13 protein-coding genes are annotated in these 15,862 nt (G+C 74.6%); 9 read left to right on the plus strand and 4 right to left on the minus strand.

What is annotated here, in order from left to right:
- Positions 1-513: a DUF2771 family protein gene (locus WCD74_RS06560; protein WP_337694026.1), complete on the minus strand. Its 513-nt coding sequence runs from the start codon at positions 511-513 to the stop codon at positions 1-3.
- Positions 513-2,039, minus strand: a complete 1,527-nt coding sequence (locus WCD74_RS06565) for an MFS transporter (protein WP_337694027.1) — start codon at positions 2,037-2,039, stop codon at positions 513-515. Before WCD74_RS06565 ends, WCD74_RS06560 begins: the two co-directional genes overlap by 1 nt.
- A 103-nt stretch (positions 2,040-2,142) precedes the next feature.
- Here WCD74_RS06565 and mfd point away from each other — a divergent pair, with 103 nt between their 5' ends.
- Positions 2,143-5,826: a transcription-repair coupling factor gene (gene mfd, locus WCD74_RS06570; RefSeq protein ID WP_337694028.1), complete on the plus strand. Its 3,684-nt coding sequence runs from the start codon at positions 2,143-2,145 to the stop codon at positions 5,824-5,826.
- A 95-nt stretch (positions 5,827-5,921) separates the two neighbouring features.
- Here the strand turns inward: mfd and WCD74_RS06575 are convergent, their stop codons facing one another.
- Positions 5,922-6,158, minus strand: coding sequence for a hypothetical protein (locus WCD74_RS06575; protein ID WP_337694029.1), 237 nt, complete (start codon positions 6,156-6,158; stop codon positions 5,922-5,924).
- A 61-nt stretch (positions 6,159-6,219) separates the two neighbouring features.
- Here WCD74_RS06575 and WCD74_RS06580 point away from each other — a divergent pair, with 61 nt between their 5' ends.
- The 7 genes from WCD74_RS06580 (at position 6,220) to WCD74_RS06610 (ending at position 14,023) form a co-directional block, all read left to right on the plus strand.
- Complete coding sequence (locus WCD74_RS06580; protein ID WP_337694030.1) at positions 6,220-7,176, plus strand: asparaginase; 957 nt, start codon at positions 6,220-6,222, stop codon at positions 7,174-7,176.
- A gap of 19 nt (positions 7,177-7,195) precedes the next feature.
- Positions 7,196-8,206, plus strand: coding sequence for a hypothetical protein (locus WCD74_RS06585; protein WP_337694031.1), 1,011 nt, complete (start codon positions 7,196-7,198; stop codon positions 8,204-8,206).
- A complete protein-coding gene (locus WCD74_RS06590; protein ID WP_337694032.1) occupies positions 8,203-9,135 on the plus strand; it encodes a nucleoside triphosphate pyrophosphohydrolase in 933 nt (310 codons plus the stop codon). Before WCD74_RS06585 ends, WCD74_RS06590 begins: the two co-directional genes overlap by 4 nt.
- Positions 9,136-9,207: 72 nt before the next feature.
- Positions 9,208-10,056, plus strand: coding sequence for an iron uptake transporter permease EfeU (efeU, locus tag WCD74_RS06595; RefSeq protein ID WP_337694033.1), 849 nt, complete (start codon positions 9,208-9,210; stop codon positions 10,054-10,056).
- A gap of 41 nt (positions 10,057-10,097) precedes the next feature.
- Positions 10,098-11,240: an iron uptake system protein EfeO gene (gene efeO, locus WCD74_RS06600; RefSeq protein WP_337694034.1), complete on the plus strand. Its 1,143-nt coding sequence runs from the start codon at positions 10,098-10,100 to the stop codon at positions 11,238-11,240.
- Positions 11,237-12,472, plus strand: a complete 1,236-nt coding sequence (gene efeB / locus WCD74_RS06605) for an iron uptake transporter deferrochelatase/peroxidase subunit (protein ID WP_337694035.1) — start codon at positions 11,237-11,239, stop codon at positions 12,470-12,472. The genes efeO and efeB overlap by 4 nt, the downstream gene beginning before the upstream one ends.
- A 774-nt stretch (positions 12,473-13,246) precedes the next feature.
- On the plus strand, positions 13,247-14,023 hold the full coding sequence (locus tag WCD74_RS06610) for a lytic transglycosylase domain-containing protein (protein WP_337694036.1): 777 nt from the start codon (positions 13,247-13,249) through the stop codon (positions 14,021-14,023).
- Here WCD74_RS06610 and WCD74_RS06615 read toward each other — a convergent pair whose 3' ends face one another.
- Positions 14,024-14,419: a tetratricopeptide repeat protein gene (locus WCD74_RS06615; RefSeq protein WP_337694037.1), complete on the minus strand. Its 396-nt coding sequence runs from the start codon at positions 14,417-14,419 to the stop codon at positions 14,024-14,026.
- A 156-nt stretch (positions 14,420-14,575) separates the two neighbouring features.
- Between WCD74_RS06615 and eno the strand changes: the two genes are divergently transcribed.
- Positions 14,576-15,862 carry a phosphopyruvate hydratase gene (gene eno, locus WCD74_RS06620; protein ID WP_337694038.1) on the plus strand — a complete coding sequence of 429 codons (1,287 nt, stop codon included), beginning with the start codon at positions 14,576-14,578 and terminating at the stop codon, positions 15,860-15,862.

Here is a 15,862-nt window from a genome sequence, read left to right on the forward strand (position 1 = left end):
CTAAGGAGTCGCGGCGAGGACCCACGTCGAGCGGGTGGAGAACAGGCTGCCCTGCGGCGTCTGCACCTCGCTCGCCCCGAACTGCTGGACCTCGACGCGCTCGAGGCGCCACCGGGTGTCGGGGAGTTCCAGCCGGAACGAGGGGCGGGCGTTCGGCGCGAACACCTGGCTGCGCCCGCTCTGCTGGGCGCCGTTCTCGTCGAGATAGGTGAACGCGACCTGCCACGGCGTCGCGAGTACCGCGTCCGGCACCGTGAGGTCCACCGCGACCCCGGCCGGCAACGGCAGGGTCGCGACGGCGGACGGGTCGGTCTCGCAGTCGGTGACCAGCAGGTCGCAGTACACCGTCGGCTCGGCGTCCACCGCGACGCCGGCCGCGGTGAAGGTCACGTCACCGGGGTCGTCGGGCCCCGAGGTGAGCACCAGCACCGTCACGACGGCGGCCACCACCACGACGATCGCCACCACGGCCACCCACACCCAGCGGGGCACGGCCCGCAGCCGGGTCACCATCAGGCGGACCGGCGGGGCAGGAGCGAGCGGCCGCGCGAGATGAGCACGGTCTGCACGGTACCGATCGCGATCACCACGCTGATCACGGTGAAGCCGATCCACCACGTGGGCGGCAGCAGCACCCCGAGCGCGCCGCCGAAGACCCACGTGAGCTGCAGGATCGTCTCCGACCGCCCGAACGCCGACGCCCGGGCCGCCTCGGGCATGTCGCGCTGCACCACCGCGTCCAGGCACACCTTGAGCAGGGCGGAGGCGGTGGCCCCGACCAGGCCGACCACGGCCGCCGTCACGAGCCCGACGAGGATCGCGGCGGTCACGGTCGCGGCGAGGGCGGCGCACAGCGCGGTGACCAGCAGCACGTCCGGCCGGTCGAAGCGACGCCGCGCCCCGAGCGCGTTCCCCAGGAACCCGCCCGCCCCGGCGGCCGCGCCGACCACACCGAGCAGGAGCAGCTGACGACCCGGCGTCCCCTCCGTCTCGGCCTTCACGACGAAGGCCGCGAAGAGCGTCAGGAACCCGGTCAGCGCCCGGATGGTCCCGTTGGCCCACAGCGCGGTGACGACGTGGCCGCTCATCCGGGCCTTCGGGTGACGACTCTCAGGACGGTCTCGACGGCCCGGCTCCGCTCCGCTCCGCGGGCGGGGGATGAGCACCGTCTCCATCTCGCCCTCGGTCACCTCGACCCACCGCGGGATGCGCAGGCACAGCCACACCCCGACCCCGCAGATCCCCGCCGTCAGCCACGCCGCCCCCGGCGAGCCGAAGAGGTACGACACCCCGGCCGCGAGCGCCCCGAACACCCCGGAGGCCACCAGCCCGAACACCGTCAGCCGCGAGTTCGTCGTCACCAGCGTGATCCCCGGCGGCAGCACCCGCGGGGTCACGGCCGCCTTGAGCACGCCGAACGACTTCGACAGCACGAGGATCCCGAGTGCGGCCGGATAGAGCGCCCACGTGTCCATGAACAGGGCGAGGACGACGGCGAGCGCCCCCTGGCCCGCCGTCGAGATGGCCAGGGCCCAGCGGCGGCCGCGCTGGATGCGGTCGAGCAGTGGGCCGATCACCGGGGCGATCAGCGCGAACGGGGCCACCGTGATCAGCAGGTAGAGCGCGACCTTGTCCTTGGACTCGGCACTGGCCGCGGAGAAGAACAGCGTGTTCGCGAGCGCGACCGCGAGCGTGGCGTCCGAGGCGTAGTTGGCCATCCACGCGTAGGTCAGCGCGGTGAGCCCGGAGCGGTCGGCCCCGTCGGCGGACGCGGCGCGGTGGAAGGCCCGCACCCCGGCGCGGGTCAGGTTCCGCGTCCGCCACGCGGCGACCCGGGTGACGGTGATCTTGCGGGGGCCGGGATCGTCGTCGTCCTGCCCGGTCAGGCGGCGGGTGGGCGGCGGCTCCTCCCGCGTGTCGTCCGGGCCTTCCCGACGACGGGTGTCCCGGTCGCGGCCCCGCCGACGCTGCCCGGCCGACCACCCGGCACGGCCGGTGTCGGGGTCCGGGGCGGGATCGGAGCGGGCCACGGGTCCCATCGTCGCCCACGTCTCGTCCGCCCGGGGAACGCCGGTGATCGTCGGGGTGTTCTCGTAGACTGGTCGTCGGTCCTCCCCGCCTGGTCTGGAGTTGGGTTCCCGGGTGTCTTCTCCCGCTGTGCTGTCCGGTCTCGCCACCGCCGTCCTCGCCGATCCCGGTCTGCGTGAGGTCGTCGACGCCGCCGCACGCGACGCCGCCGTCGAGGGCCCGACGGCGCTGCGCCCCCTGCTCGCCGCGGCGCTGGCCGACCCGGAGCGCGGCGCCGGGCGGACGGCCCTCGTCGTCTGCGCCACCGAGCGCGAGGCGGACGACCTGGCGACCGCGATCGGCGAGCTGCTCGGTCCGGACACCGTCGCCTACCTCCCCAGCTGGGAGACGCTGCCCCACGAGCGGCTCTCGCCTCGGGCCGACACCGTGGGCCGCCGCGTCGACGTCCTGCGCCGGCTGGCGCACCCCGGCGAGGCGCCGCTGCGCGTGGTCACCACCGCCACCCGCAGCCTGATCCAGCCGCTGGTGCCGGGCCTGGGCGACCTCGAGCCGGTCGTGCTGGCCGAGGGCGTCGAGATCGAGCTGGGCGACCTTGCGGAGCGCCTGGTCGGCCTCGCGTACGCGCGCGTGGAGATGGTGGAGAAGCGCGGCGAGTTCGCGGTGCGCGGCGGCATCGTCGACCTCTTCCCGCCGACCGCCGAGTCGCCGGTGCGCATCGAGTTCTGGGGCGACGAGGTCTCCGAGATGCGCTGCTTCTCGGTGGCCGACCAGCGCTCGCTCCCGGACTCGCACGCCCGGCCCACCGAGGTCGTCGCGCCGCCGTGCCGCGAGCTGCTGCTGACCCCGGAGGTCCGGGAGCGCGCCGCCGAGCTGCACGCGGTCCACGGGAACGACGCGGCGCTGGGCGAGCTGCTCGGCAAGGTCGCGGCGGGCATCCCCACCGAGGGCATGGAGTCGCTGATCCCGGCGCTGCTGCCCGGTGAGCTGCGGCTGCTGCCGGAGTTCCTCCCCGACGGCGGGTCCGTCGTGGTCTGCCACCCGGAGCGGGTGGCCCGGCGCGCCGCCGACCTCGTGCGCACCGGGCAGGAGTTCCTCGAGGCCAGCTGGCTGGTCGCCGCCGACTCGACCGACGGCCGCGCCCCGATCGACCTCGGCGGGTCGGCCTACCGCGACCTCGGCGCGGTCCGTGCGACCACCGCCGCCGCGGGCGTCCCGTGGTGGACGCTCTCCAGCCTCGCCACCGACCCCGACCTCGAGGACGACACCCGCACATTACGCGAATGGGGCCAGCACGCCGATAGGGTCCGGGTCGTGCGCACCGGGATCGCGGGCGTCGACTCCTACCGCGGCGACTGGGAGAAGGCCGCGGTCGACCTGCGCGCCCACGCCGCCAGCGGGGGAGCGGCGCTCGTCGTCGTGCCGGCGGCCGGCACCGCGGAGCGCACGGTCGAGCAGCTGCGGGAGTTCGTCGGCGAGGAGGTGCCCGTGGTGTCGGGCACCGCCGAGCCGCGGCCCGGCAGCATCGTCGTCACCCGCGGCCGGCTCGGCGACGGGTTCGTGGCCGAGGCGAGCCGGCTCGTCGTCGTCACCGAGGCCGACCTCACGGGCGCCCGCAGCACCGGCGGCGACGCGCCGACCAAGCGGGCCGCGGTCAAGCGCCGCAACGCGGTCGACCCGCTGACGCTGCAGCCGGGCGACTTCGTCGTCCACGCGCAGCACGGCATCGGCAAGTTCGTCGAGATGACGCAGCGGACCACCGGCACCGGCAAGGCCGCGACCACCCGCGAGTACCTCGTGGTGGAGTACGCGAGCTCCAAGCGCGGGCAGGCGTCCGACCGGCTGTTCGTGCCGACCGACCAGCTCGACCAGATCAGCCGCTACGTCGGCGGGGAGCTGCCGACGCTGAACAAGCTGGGCGGCTCGGACTGGTCCAAGACGAAGTCCAAGGCCCGTAAGGCCGTCCGCGACATCGCCGCGAGCCTGGTCCAGCTCTACGCCGCGCGGCAGGCGGCGCCCGGTCACGCGTTCGCGCAGGACACGCCGTGGCAGCGGGAGATGGAGGACGCGTTCCCCTTCACCGAGACGCCCGACCAGGCGGTCGCGATCGACGAGGTGAAGGCCGACATGGAGAAGGCGGTCCCGATGGACCGCGTCATCTCCGGCGACGTCGGCTACGGCAAGACCGAGATCGCGGTGCGGGCGGCGTTCAAGGCGGTGCAGGACGGCAAGCAGGTCGCGGTCCTCGTCCCGACGACGCTGCTGGCCCAGCAGCACCTGCAGACGTTCACCGACCGGATGCGCAACTTCCCGGTGACGGTGAAGGGCCTGTCGCGGTTCACGCCGAACAAGGAGGCCGACGCGACGATCAAGGGCCTGGCCGACGGGGCCGTCGACGTCGTCGTCGGGACCCACCGGCTGCTGCAGACCGGCATCACGTGGAAGGACCTCGGGCTCGTCGTCATCGACGAGGAGCAGCGCTTCGGCGTCGAGCACAAGGAGCACATCACCGGGCTCCGGGCCCACGTCGACATGCTGTCGATGTCCGCGACGCCGATCCCGCGCACCCTGGAGATGAGCCTGGCCGGCATCCGGGAGATGTCGACGATCCTCACCCCGCCCGAGGAGCGGCACCCGACGCTGACCTACGTCGGCTCCTACGACGACAAGCAGGTCGCGGCCGCGATCCGGCGCGAGCTGCTGCGCGACGGGCAGGTCTTCTACATCCACAACCGGGTGCAGTCGATCGACGACACCGCTGCGAAGCTGCGCCGGCTCGTCCCCGAGGCCCGCATCGCGACGGCCCACGGACAGATGGCCGAGGAGCGCCTGGAGCGCACGGTCAACGAGTTCTGGGAGCGCGAGCACGACGTCCTGGTCTGCACGACGATCGTCGAGAACGGCCTGGACATCTCGAACGCCAACACCCTGATCGTGGAGCGCTCGGACACGCTGGGCCTCTCGCAGCTCCACCAGCTGCGCGGGCGCGTCGGCCGCGGCCGGGAGCGGGGCTACGCGTACTTCCTGTACCCCACCGACAAACCGCTGACCGAGACCTCGCACGAGCGGCTGGCGACGATCGCGCAGCACTCCGAGCTGGGCGCGGGCACCGCCGTTGCGATGAAGGACCTCGAGATCCGCGGGGCCGGCAACATCCTGGGCGCCGAGCAGTCCGGGCACATCGCGGGCGTCGGGTTCGACCTCTACGTGCGGCTGGTCGGCGAGGCCGTCGAGGCGTTCAAGGCGCACACCGACGCGGGCTCCGACGCCGACGAGCCGCTGGCCGAGGTGCGCGTCGACCTGCCCATCGACGCCCACGTGCCGCACGACTACGTCGATACCGAGCGCCTGCGCCTCGACGTCTACCGCAAGATCGCGGAGGCGGCCGACGCCGCGGCGCTCGACGCGGTCAAGGAGGAGCTGGTCGACCGGTACGGCGAGCCGCCGGTGCCGGTGACGAACCTGCTCGCGGTGGCCGCGTTCCGGCAGGCGTGCCGGCGGTACGGGATCACCGAGGTCGCCGGGCAGGGCAACCTGATCCGCTTCGCCCCGGTCGACCTGCCCGAGTCCGCGCAGATGCGGCTCAAGCGCCTGCACCCGCGGGCGCAGCTCAAGGCCGCGTCTCAGACCCTGTCGCTGCCGAAGCCGACCGAGGGCCAGTCAGGGGCGGGCGGCCAGAAGGGCCCGGTCAAGATGGGTGCGGCGCCGCTGCGCGACCTGGAGCTGCTGGCGTGGTGCGAGCAGCTGTTCGTCGCGCTGTACGGCGAGCGGCCGGCCGCGGCGGTCCCGGCGACCGTCTAGAGGAGCCCGGGCACATCGCGAGTGCGACGTGGAGCAGGTTCCCGGGGCGTGGGACCTGTCTGGTGTAGCCCTCGGCGCGGGGAGGGGGTCGCGATTCAGAGGCTCGCGACCAGCAGCAGGATCGTCCCGGTCGTCTGCCCGTTCCCGCCCCCGCCGGCGCCGCACGAGGCGCCGACGAAGAGGATCACCCCGAGGACCACGAGCAGGGCGAGGAAGCCCCCGAGGATCGCGCCGGTGGGCACCCGCGACCGACCACCCGTGGTCTTGCCCTGGTCCCCGGCGGGACGCTTCTCGAACGGAGTCTGGCCGGAACGCTCGTCGTCGGACGTCACCAGGCTGGCTTCCCGGCTGCCGCGGCCCTGACGCGCCCATCGCCCGCCTAGGGTGCCGGGCGTGACGCGACTCGCTCTGCTCGCCACCGGCGGCACCATCGCCACCCGCGCCACCGCCGAGGGGCGCGCCGTCGGGGCCACGGCGCAGGACCTGCTCGCCACGGCCGCCACCGACGCCGACGTCACGCCGGTCGACGCCGCCGGGCGACTGAGCTTCGCCGCGACCCTCGACGAGCTCGCCGCCCTCGCGCGGACGGTCCGGGAGACCTGCGCGGACCACGACGGCGTCGTCCTCACCCACGGCACCGACACCCTGGAGGAGACCGCCGTCCTCCTGGCGCTCACCCACGACGGCGTCACGCCCGTGACGATCACCGGGGCCCAACGGCCGTTCGACGACCCGGCCCCCGACGGTCCGGGCAACCTCACGGCCGCCCTGCGCTGGGCCGCCCACGGCCGTCCCGGCGTCACCGTCACGTTCGCCGGCGAGGTGCTCCCTGCCGTCGGGGCCCGCAAGGTCCACGCCGAGGCGCTCGCCGCCTTCGCCGCGCCCGGTCGCGGCCCGCTCGCGAGCGTCGACGCCGACCACGTCCGCGAGCACGCGATCGCCCCGGCGACCGGACTCGCCACACCCCCGGACACCCTGCCCCGCGTCGACGTCGTCGCCCAGTACGTCGGCGCCGACGACCACGCGATCAGCGCGGCAGCCGATGCCGGGGCGCGCGGCGTCGTCATCGCCGCCTTCGGCGCGGGCAACGCGACCCCGCCCGTCGTCGCGAAGGCCCGGGAGCTGCTGGAGCGGGGCGTGCCGGTGGCGGTCGCGAGCCGCACCGGGGCGGGCGCGGTGGAGGGGCTCTACGCCGGCGGCGGGGCGGAGCTGGCCCGGGCGGGCGCCCTGTTCTGCGGGGACCTCTCGCCCTGGCAGGCGCGGCTGCTGCTGGCCGTGGCGCTGGCCGCGCACCCGGACGACCCGATCGGGGCCGCCCACGGGTGGATGGCGCGCGTCCGGGTCGCGTGACCATGAGAAGGTGTCGGCCGTGCTGCGCCGGATCCTCATCGCCGTGGTCGCGCTGAGCGCCCTGACCGCCTGCTCCACCGCGACCGGCCCCCGGGTGGGCGCCGGGACGGCGGCCGTCGTCGGGACCGCGACGATCCCGTCCGACCTGGTGGACCGGCGGCTGGCGACGGCGGCGCCGACGCTCGCGGAGGCCCTCGCCCAGCAGGCGCAGCAGCAGGGCCGACCGAGCTCCGGCCTCGACGCGAACACCCTCGCCGACCAGAGCCGCGACCTGCTGACCACCGCGATCCTGCACCAGGTGGTCCTCGAGGCCGCCCGCCGCGAGGGGATCGTCGTCGACCCCGCGCAGGTGGAGCAGCGGGTGCAGGCGTCGGGCGGCGCGCAGGTCGCGGCGTCCTCGGGGTACGACCTCGAGACGGTGCGCGAGCTGATCTTCGACCAGATCGCGGTCGCCGAGATCGGACGCCGGCAGTTCGACCGGCTCGCGGTCACCGTCGACGTCGGGACGTTCCCGGACAAGGCCACCGCGCAGCGCGCCGCCGACCGGCTCGCCGTCGACCCCGGGCTCGGCCCGCTCGCGACCCTGCCCGACGAGGCGCGCATCGTCGCCACGCCGCTGCGGCCGGGCACGACCCAGCCCGGCGAGCAGGTCCGCACGGCCTCGTCGCTGCTGTTCGGCCTGCCCGGACGCACCGTGAGCGTCTCGGCGCCGCAGCAGGAGACCACGCCCGGCGCCCCGAAGCCGGACCCGACCACGCAGCCCTGGACGGTCGTCCGTGTGCGGGACCGGTCGCTGTCCGCGCCGCCGCCGAGCGGCAACACGGTGCCGGCCGCGCTGGTCGACACCCGGACCATGACCCAGTTCGGCCTGCGCGCGATCCAGCCGGTGGCCGCCGAGATCGGGGTGCAGGTCGACCCCCGCTACGGCACCTGGGACCCGACGCAGGTCCGCGTGGTCGCCCCGCCGGCCGCGGCCGGCTCGATCACGCCGCTCGCACCCACCGTGACGTTCCCCCCGACCGCGCCGTGACCCTCCCGCCCGACCGCCCCCTGAGCACGGTCCCCGTCGACCCCCGGCTCGGCGCGGTCCTCCCCGCGAGCGCGGTGCGGACGGTGGCGGCCGCGACCGCGGTGCTGCTGGACCCGTCGCTGCCGGCGCCGGTGGCGGCCCGCTTCGCCGCGGAGCTGGGAGCCCGTCCCCGTCCCGACGACGGGTCGGTGCCGGACGGGGCCGTCGTCCTCGTCGCGGCCCGCGACCCGCAGGCCCCGGCCGGTGCGGAACTACTCGAGGCGGTCGCGGTCATGGACCGGCTGCGTTCGCCCGGCGGCTGCCCGTGGGACGCCGAGCAGACCCACGAGAGCCTGCTGCGCTACCTCGTCGAGGAGACCTACGAGCTCTACGACGCCCTGGCGGCGGGGGACGTCGAGGCGTCCCGCGAGGAGCTCGGCGACGTGCTGCTCCAGGTGCTGTTCCACGCCCGGGTGGCGGCCGAGCACGAGGGGTACGACGTCGACGCGGTGGCGGCCGAGCTCGTCGCCAAGCTCGTCGGGCGGCACCCACATGTGTTCGCCGACGGGGAGACCGTCGCGACCGCCTCCGACCAGGACCGCCGGTGGGAGGAGCTCAAGGCCGCCGAGAAGCGCCGCGCGTCGGTGCTGGACGGCGTCGCGCAGGCCCAGCCCGCGGCGGCCCTGCTGGCCAAGTACGTCAGCCGCGCACGGCGGGCGGGGGTCCCGGACGACGTCCTGGCGGCCCTCGCGGCGACCGACTCGGAGGTCGCCGCGGCGGTCGTCTCGGCTGCCGGCCCGGGGGGCGACCCGGAGGGCGAGCTGCGTGCCGCGGCGGTGGCGTTCGCCACCCGGGTCCGCGAGCTGGAGGCCGTCGCGCCCGGTTCGTCCCGCGATGTCGAGCTCTGGCGTCGCGCTGCGCAACAGGTCGGTCTCGTGAAGTCACGGTGAACCCTGGCGCTTCCGCCGCCTGACGACGAAGGCTAGCCTCGCCTCACCTTCGAGGGTGAGGACGGACGGAACATGCTGGGCAACGCCCTGATCGGTCTGCGTGAGGGGCTGGAGGCCTCGCTCGTCGTCAGCATCCTGGTGGCGTTCCTCGTTCAGACCGACCGCCGGCGCGAACTGCCCCGGGTGTGGCTCGGTGTCGCTGCCGCGATCGCGGTCAGCATCGGTGTCGTCCTCGTGCTCACGCTCACCGAGCAGGCGCTGACCTTCGAGGCCCAGGAGGCGTTCGGGGGCGGCCTGTCGATCGTGGCGGTCGGGTTCGTCACCTGGATGATCTTCTGGATGCGCCGGGCCGCCCGCTCGATCTCGACCGAGCTGCGCAGCGGCCTGGAGAAGGCCATCGCGATGGGGCCGGCGGCGGTCGTCGTGATGGCCGCGCTCGCCGTCGGCCGCGAGGGGCTGGAGACGGCGATCTTCTTCTTCGCCGCCGTCCAGGCGGCCGGCTCGACGACGGGCCCGCTGGTCGGCTTCCTCATCGGGATCGCGATCGCGGTCGCCATCGCGTACCTGATCTACCGCGGGGCGCTGAGCCTGAACCTGGGACGGTTCTTCACCGTCACCGGGGTGCTGCTGGTCTTCGTCGCGGCGGGCATCCTCGCCTACGGCGTCCACGACCTGCAGGAGGCCGGCATCCTGCCCGGCCTGTACACCCTCGCCTTCGACGTGAGCACCGCGGTCCCCGCGGACTCCTGGTACGGGACGCTCCTCAAGGGCGTCTTCAACTTCTCCCCGCAGACCACGGTGCTCGAGGCGGTCGTCTGGGTCGCCTACGTGGCCGTCGTCCTGACGCTGTTCCTCCTCCCCGCCCGGCGTGCGACCCCGCCGCCGGCGGCGGACGAGGCCGCGGCCTCGAGCGCCGCCTGACTCCCCTCCCCGATCGATCCGCTGTCCCCGACAGGAGAACCGTGTCCGCACGCCCCGCCCTCGCCGCGCTCGCCGCGACCCTCGCCGCCGTCGTCGTCGGCGGCTGCACCAGCACCGCCGCCCCGGAGACCGCGCCCGGTCAGCCCGGCCCGATCCAGGTCACCGCGAGCGACACCGCCTGCGGCCTCTCGGCCACGTCCGCACCCGCGGGCACCCTCGCGTTCAGCATCCGCAACACGGGCGCGAAGGTCACCGAGTTCTACGTCTACGGCGCCGGCGACCGCATCATCGGCGAGGTCGAGAACATCGGACCGGGCCTCACCCGCCCGCTCACCGTCGAGGTCCCGCAGGGCGGCACCTACACCACCGCCTGCAAGCCCGGCATGGTCGGCGACGGCATCCGCGCCCCGTTCACCGTCACCGGCAACGCGGCCGCGGCGGTGGAGGGCGACGCGGCCCTGGCGGCCGCCGTCGCGGGCTACCAGCGCTACACGACGTCCCAGACCGAGGCGCTGGTGACGAAGACCGGCGAGTTCACCGAGGCCGTCAAGCGCGGCGACGTGCCCGCGGCGCAGGCGCTGTTCCCGGTCAGCCGCACCTACTGGGAGCGGATCGAGCCGGTCGCCGAGTCCTTCGGCGACATCGACCCGCGCATCGACGGCCGCGAGGACGACGAGCGCGACCCGGGCGTCGAGTTCACCGGGTACCACCGCCTCGAGAAGGACCTGTGGGTCACCGGCCTGCAGCCCGACTCGGCCGCCATGGCCGACCGCCTGATGGCCGACGTGCGCGACCTGCAGTCCCGCGTCGGCACCGTGCAGCTCACCCCGCTGCAGCTGGCGAACGGCGCGAAGGAACTCCTCGACGAGGTCGCCACGGGCAAGATCACCGGCGAGGAGGACCGGTACTCGCACACCGACCTCTGGGACTTCCGCGCCAACGTCGACGGCTCCCAGGCCGCCGTGTCCGCGCTGCGCCCGGTGATCGACCAGCGCGACCCGGTCCTGGGCCAGACCCTCGACCAGCGGTTCGCGGCCCTGGACGCGCTGCTGGAGAACTACCGCGCCGGGGACGGCTTCAAGCTCTACACCGAGCTCACACCCGACGACACGCGGAAGATGACCGAGGCCGTGGACGCCGTCGGCGAGCCCGTCAGCCAGGTCGCGGGGATCATCGCGGCATGAGTCTGCGCGGTTTCTCCCGGCGCCGGCTGCTCGGTGCGGCCGGCGCCGGGACCGCGCTCGTGGGGGCGGGGGTCGCGGGCGGCTACCTGGCCGGGAGCTCGGGCGCCGAGGACCCGGCCCCCGGTCAGGCGACCGTGCCGTTCCGCGGCGTCCACCAGGCCGGGATCGTCACGCCCGCACAGGACCGCCTGCACTTCGTCGCGCTGGACGTCACCGCCACCGGCCCGATCCTGCGCCCCGCCGTCGTCGCCCTGCTCAAGCGGTGGACGACGGCGGCGGAGCGCATGACGGCGGGTGCCGAGGCTGCTCCGGGCGGGGCGGTCAACCGCAACCCGGCGGCCCCGCCGTCGGACACCGGCGAGGCGCTGGACCTGCCCGCCGCGTCGCTGACCCTGACGTTCGGGATCGGCGGGTCGCTGCTCGACAAGCTCGGCCTCCCGCGTCCCGCCGCCCTCGCGGAGCTGCCGCCGTTCCAGCGCGACCAGCTCGACCCGGCGCTCTCCGGTGGCGACCTCTGCATCCAGGCGTGCGCGGACGACCCGCAGGTGGCCGTGCACGCCGTGCGCAACCTCGTCCGGACCGGCTTCGGGACGACCGCCGTGCGCTGGTCGCAGCTCGGATTCGGCCGGACGTCGTCCACCTCGACCGTCCAGCAGACCCACCGCAACCTGTTCGGGTTCAAGGACGGCACCAACAACCTCAAGGCCGAGGACAAAGCCGCGCTCGACGAGCACGTCTGGGTGCCCGCCTCCGAGGGGCCGCCCTGGATGACCGGGGGCACCTACCTCGTCGCCCGCCGCATCCGGATGCACGTGGAGACCTGGGACCGCACGTCGCTCACCGAACAGGAGTCCCTCACCGGCCGCACCAAGGGCACCGGGGCGCCGATCGGCGCGACCGAGGAGTTCGCGCCGATCGACCTCACGTCGCCGCTGATCGCCGACGACGCGCACATCCGGCTGGCCTCCGCCTCGTCGCTCGGCGGGGTCCGGATCCTGCGGCGCGGCTACAACTTCGTGGACGGCAGCGACGGGGCCGGGCACCTCAACGCCGGCCTGTTCTTCCTCGCGTTCATGCGCGACCCGCAACGCCAGTTCGTGCCGATGCAGAGCGCGCTGGCCCGCCACGACCGGATGATGGAGTACATCGAGCACACCGGGTCGGCGGTGTTCGCCTGTCCGCCGGGCCTCGCCGACGGCGCTTACTGGGGCCAGCCCCTGCTGGAGGCCTGAGACCGGGCCGTAACCTTCCCCGCGATGAGCACGAGCGTCGACTCCCACCGCGGAGCGGGCCCGTCCGGCGAGGACGGCGAGCCCGACGACGTGACCACACCGATGCGTCGTCCGGAGCCGGAGGACACGGCGACCGACCGCTTCCCCGTTCCCGACGACAGGTCGGGCGGCGGCTGGTTCGACCTCGGCCCGGCGCCCCGGGTCGACGAGGCGCCGCCTCCCGACGCCGCGGGTGCGACCGTCGCCGGTGCTGCGGGCCCTCGCCCCGAGCGTGCGGCCGGAACGGGTGCGGCGGACGAGCACACCGGGGACCCGGCGGACAGCGGCACGACGGCCGCGGCCAGGCCCCGTCGCCGTTCCCGCGGGCTGCGGGTGCCGACCGCGGCGGCCGGCGCCGGGACCGCGCAGCAGCATCCACGCGATGGAGCGGATCCGAGGGCTCCGCGGCCGGATCCGCGAGATCTGACGGGCTCCGGCGTCCAAGATCGCCGGAACGACGAGGATCCGGGTGCTCAGGCCTCGGATCCTCCCGGTTCCGGTGATCATGGACCGACGGGCGGCCGGACCGCCGGCCCTGCCCCCGGCACCGGCACGACGGCCACCGCCACCTCCACCGGTGCCGCGCGCCCCACGCCGAGCCCGCGCCCGCGGCCTAAGCCGGCCGAGGCATCCGACCTGCCGTCGGGAAGGCCTCCGACGAGCGGGCCGCCCGCGCCGAGCACGCCGAAGGAGCCGCCGAGGAAGCACACCGCGGCGCTGGGGCGGCTCGCCCTGGTGCTGGTGCTGGTGGCGGCGGTCGTCGGGACGGTCGTCGTCCTGCAGCAGCGCAGCCAGTTCGGCCGGACGGACGCGGGCGCCGAGGAGATCCCGGCGCTCGAAGTGGCTCCTGCGCAGGTCGACCTGGACACCGTCGGGCAGCCGAATGCGGTGGCCCCGCCGTCGGCCCTGCTCCCGGGGGTCGAGGCCGCCCCCGCACCCGGACGTGCCCCCACGATCTCGGCGTGGGCCACCGGGCTCGCCCCGCGCACGAACATCCCGCCGACGGCGCTGCAGGCCTACGGGATGGCCGACGTGTCGATGAAGAAGCTCGACCCGGGCTGCCGCCTGAGCTGGGTGACGATCGCGGGTCTCGCGCGCATCGAGTCCAACCACGGCCGCTACCGGGGCGCGCAGGTGGCGCCCAGCGGCGACGTCACCCCGCGGATCATCGGCGTCCCGCTGGACGGCACGAGCGGCAACCGGACGATCACCGACACCGACGGCGGCCTGCTCGACGGCGACCCCACCCTCGACCGCGCCGTCGGCCCGCTCCAGTTCATCCCCTCGACGTGGTCGCGGTGGCGCTCGGACGGCAACGGCGACGGGCGGGCGGACCCGAACAACGTGTTCGACGCCGCTCTCGCCGCGGGCCGGTACCTCTGCGCGGGCGGCCGGGACCTGGCGACCGGCTCCGGCTGGCGCGATGCCGTGCTGTCCTACAACTACTCCGACGAGTACGGCCGCCGGGTCTACGCGGCCGCCCAGGCGTACGCGAACAGCACCGCGCCGTAGCTACGCCCCGCGGCGGTACGCGATCGACGCGCTGACCTCGCCCAGGGCCTCCTGGTACTCCGGGCGCGGGTCCATGGCCGCCGCCATCCGCAGCTGCGTGCGGGCCTCCTCCAGGCGCGACTGGCGCTGCAGGCACCGGCCGAGGGCGAAGCGGGCGTAGTGGTCGGCCGGGTCGAGCTCGAGGACGCGCAGGAACCCCGCCTCGGCCCGCCGCAGCTGCGCCGAGGCCAGGTAGGCACGGGCGGCCAGCAGCTGCACCGAGGCGGCCTCGGACTCGGTCTCGGGCAGGGTGCCGAGCGCCTTGAGCGCATCCAGGGGTCGTCGGCGCTCGAGGAGGTCCTCCGCCCGGCGGAAGGCACCGACTCCGGACTCCGGGTACGAGCTCGGCGACGACATTCCCGCACGGTAGGACCCGATCGCGCCCGGCGCGAGAGCGGACACCCGGACCGCCGCCCACCGTGACGCTGCGTGGCGCACCTCGATCACGCTCGCGGAGCGGTTAGCATCGGCGCCCGGCCACCGACCCAACCGACATCCTGGAGGCGGACACCCGTGGCGGTCATCGAGCAGGTCGGCGCTCGGGAGATCCTCGACTCCCGCGGAACCCCGACGGTGGAGGTGGAGGTCGCGCTGGACGACGGCACGCTCACGCGCGCGGCCGTCCCCAGCGGGGCGAGCACCGGGGAGCACGAGGCCGTCGAGCTGCGCGACGGCGACAAGGGCCGGTACCTGGGCAAGGGCGTCGAGAAGGCCGTCGCGGGCGTGCTCGACGAGCTCGGCCCCGGGATCGTCGGGATGGACGCCACCGAGCAGCGGGTCGTCGACCAGAAGCTGATCGACCTCGACGGCACCCCGGACAAGTCCCGCCTGGGCGCGAACGCGATCCTCGGCGTGAGCCTGGCGGTCGCCCGGGCGGCGGCCGAGTCCGCCGAGCTGGACCTGTTCCGCTACGTCGGCGGACCGAACGCGCACGTGCTGCCGGTGCCGATGATGAACATCCTCAACGGCGGCGCCCACGCCGACTCCGGCGTGGACATCCAGGAGTTCATGGTCGCGCCGATCGGGGCCGAGACCTTCCGCGAGGCCCTGCGCTGGGGCGCCGAGGTCTACCAGGCGCTGAAGTCGGTGCTGAAGCGCAATGGGCTCTCGACCGGGCTGGGCGACGAGGGCGGGTTCGCGCCGTCGCTGCCGAACAACCGCGAGGCGCTGGACCTGATCCTGACCGCGATCGGCCAGGCCGGGCTGACCGCGGGCCGGGACGTCGTGCTCGCCCTCGACGTCGCCGCCAGCGAGTTCTTCGCCGACGGCACCTACACCTTCGAGGGCCAGAAGCGCTCCGCCGCGCAGATGAGCTCCTACTACCACGAGCTGCTGGACGCCTACCCGCTCGTCTCGATCGAGGACCCCCTCGGCGAGAACGACTGGGAGGGCTGGGCGCGGATGACCGCCGACGTAGGCGACCGCGTCCAGATCGTCGGCGACGACCTGTTCGTGACGAACATCGAGCGGCTCGAGGAGGGCATCGAGCGCCGGGCGGCGAACGCGCTGTTGGTCAAGGTCAACCAGATCGGCACGCTCTCGGAGACCCTGGACGCGATGAGCCTGGCCGGGCAGTACGGCTACCGCTCGATGATGAGCCACCGCTCGGGCGAGACCGAGGACACCACGATCGCCGACCTCGCGGTCGCCACCAACTGCGGCCAGATCAAGACCGGTGCCCCGGCGCGCTCGGAGCGGGTCGCGAAGTACAACCAGCTCCTGCGCATCGAGGAGAACCTCGGCGACGCCGCCCGCTACGCCGGCGACCTCGCCTTCCCGCGCTTCGACCCGGAGGCCTGA

Source organism: Actinomycetospora aurantiaca, assembly GCF_037401875.1.
GTDB classification, from domain to species: Bacteria; Actinomycetota; Actinomycetes; order Mycobacteriales; family Pseudonocardiaceae; genus Actinomycetospora; species Actinomycetospora aurantiaca.

What these genes read in the sequence shown, in the direction of transcription:
- WCD74_RS06565 (WP_337694027.1), bottom strand. Translation starts at nt 2,039, where the DNA reads ATGGGACCCGTGGCCCGCTCCGATCCCGCCCCGGACCCCGACACCGGC.
- WCD74_RS06615 (WP_337694037.1), bottom strand. Translation starts at nt 14,419, where the DNA reads ATGTCGTCGCCGAGCTCGTACCCGGAGTCCGGAGTCGGTGCCTTCCGC.
- WCD74_RS06560 (WP_337694026.1), bottom strand. Translation starts at nt 513, where the DNA reads ATGGTGACCCGGCTGCGGGCCGTGCCCCGCTGGGTGTGGGTGGCCGTG.
- efeU (WP_337694033.1), top strand. Translation starts at nt 9,208, where the DNA reads ATGCTGGGCAACGCCCTGATCGGTCTGCGTGAGGGGCTGGAGGCCTCG.
- efeB (WP_337694035.1), top strand. Translation starts at nt 11,237, where the DNA reads ATGAGTCTGCGCGGTTTCTCCCGGCGCCGGCTGCTCGGTGCGGCCGGC.